General features: G+C 45.6%; 2 protein-coding genes. One reads left to right on the forward strand and one right to left on the reverse strand.

The genetic code is table 11. The features are described 5' to 3' along the window. Nucleotides 1-137: 137 nt before the first annotated feature. A complete protein-coding gene (gene recA, locus ACYVRA_RS06335; RefSeq protein WP_461251904.1) occupies nt 138-1,277 on the forward strand; it encodes a recombinase RecA in 1,140 nt (379 codons plus the stop codon). A gap of 232 nt (nt 1,278-1,509) precedes the next feature. Here the strand turns inward: recA and ACYVRA_RS06340 are convergent, their stop codons facing one another. Then, nucleotides 1,510-1,710 (reverse strand): hypothetical protein, encoded by a 201-nt coding sequence (locus tag ACYVRA_RS06340; protein WP_461251905.1) that lies wholly within the window; start codon nt 1,708-1,710, stop codon nt 1,510-1,512. Nucleotides 1,711-1,823: the final 113 nt, after the last annotated feature.

Genomic DNA, 1,823 nt, shown 5'->3' on the forward strand with positions numbered 1-1,823 from the left:
ATTCAATGAATAATTAAAAAAAAATACTTGACAAACATGTAGTTGTCTATAGACATTATTTTAAAAATAAGCTAAAATATTTCATGTTTCGGTAAAGCGCCACGAATCCGCGCGCCATATATAGGGGAGGAGATTTTATGGCAAAATCAAATGACACGGAAAAAACCAGGGGTAATCCTAACGCTTCAAGCGAGGAAAAGGCAAAAGCCCTGGAAGCGGCCCGGCTTCAGATTGAAAAGCAATTTGGCGCGGGATCATTAATTAAACTGGGAACGCACGACGCGGCTCAAGGCATCGAGGTAATACCTTCAGGCTCAATCCTTTTGGACGAGGCGTTGGGTATCGGCGGCTATCCCAGGGGCAGAATCATCGAGATTTTCGGTCCTGAATCGTCAGGTAAGACAACTCTTGCCCTTCACGCGATCGCCGAAGCCCAAAAATTGGGCGGAAACGCCGCGTTTATCGACGCGGAACACGCGTTAGACCCCGTTTACGCGAAAAACCTCGGCGTAAACATCGATGAACTATGGGTTTCCCAGCCCGACAATGGCGAGCAGGCAATGGAAATCACCGAAAACCTTGTCCGCTCAGGCGCGATAGACGTAATCGTTGTGGATTCGGTCGCGGCGCTTACCCCGCAATCGGAAATCGAGGGCGAAATGGGCGACGCGCAAATGGGAGCGCAGGCGCGGCTTATGAGCCAGGCTCTACGCAAACTTACGGCTACCATCGGCAAATCGCGCACAATTCTAATTTTCATCAACCAAATCCGCATGAAAATCGGCGTCTTTTTCGGCAACCCGGAAACCACCACAGGCGGTAACGCGCTAAAGTTCTATTCATCATTACGCCTTGAAGTCCGTAAAACGGAAACAATCGAAGTTAGCAAGGACGCTGACGCTATCGGCAACAGGGTACGCGTCAAAGTTGTAAAAAACAAAGTTGCGCCCCCATTCAGAAAAACAGAAATAGAACTGATGTTCGGCAAGGGCATTTCCGCGACAGGCAGTCTTTTAGACTGCGCTGTAAAGTACGACATCATCAAAAAAAGCGGCGCGTGGTATTCTTACAACGATGAAAAAATAGGGCAGGGCAGGGACAATACCCGCGAATACCTTGAACAGCACCCCGACTTTATGAAAGAACTGGACGCGAAACTAAGAGCGCAAATTTTCCCCGGCAGGGAACAGCCCAAACCCGCCGCAGCTTCCGCGCAAGCAAAGAGCGGTAAGGCTAAGAAGAGTGACGGAGAGAAGGACGAGGGTAAGACTGAATAGGAAAAGACTCACACAAAGGTACATCGAACCTTGGGTTCGCTAACACAAAGGGGGATCAGGGGTTGTTGTCCGAAGTTATGCGTAAGCTTCATGATAGGATAACGGACAAGAGCCTTTGATTTTTCTTTGTGGTAATTGGGTATATAGTGAATATATTTAATAAAATGTTGTAACTGGTCCGCAAGAATGGCTTGTAGACGCGGCAATGAGTCTAGGACTTGACTATTCAAAATTAAGCAGTTGCCTGTCTTATATGTTCAACATTAACAGAATTATCATCGGCATAAACAGGGGAAGATTTATTTTTTGTTTTAGGGTTTAAAAGGCACAATTCGTCAAATTCACGCATTTCTGCCTCTGAAATAAATCCTAATTTGAAGTTTTCAATTGCGTTTTCGTGGATCACTTCCGCTATTTCGTTTTCGTATTTCATTCTAATCCCCCTCTGTAATTTCAATAAAAGTTCCTCTTTTCAGACGCACCTCTATTAACATTATCCTTTGTTGTGATACTTCTTATCTGCTTTCCTGTTTCTACATCCCATAT

The organism is Treponema sp. R8-4-B8 (assembly GCF_054786175.1).

Excerpts from the sequence above, each read along its gene's own strand:
- recA (WP_461251904.1), top strand. The coding sequence starts at position 138 with ATGGCAAAATCAAATGACACGGAAAAAACCAGGGGTAATCCTAACGCT.
- ACYVRA_RS06340 (WP_461251905.1), bottom strand. The coding sequence starts at position 1,710 with ATGAAATACGAAAACGAAATAGCGGAAGTGATCCACGAAAACGCAATT.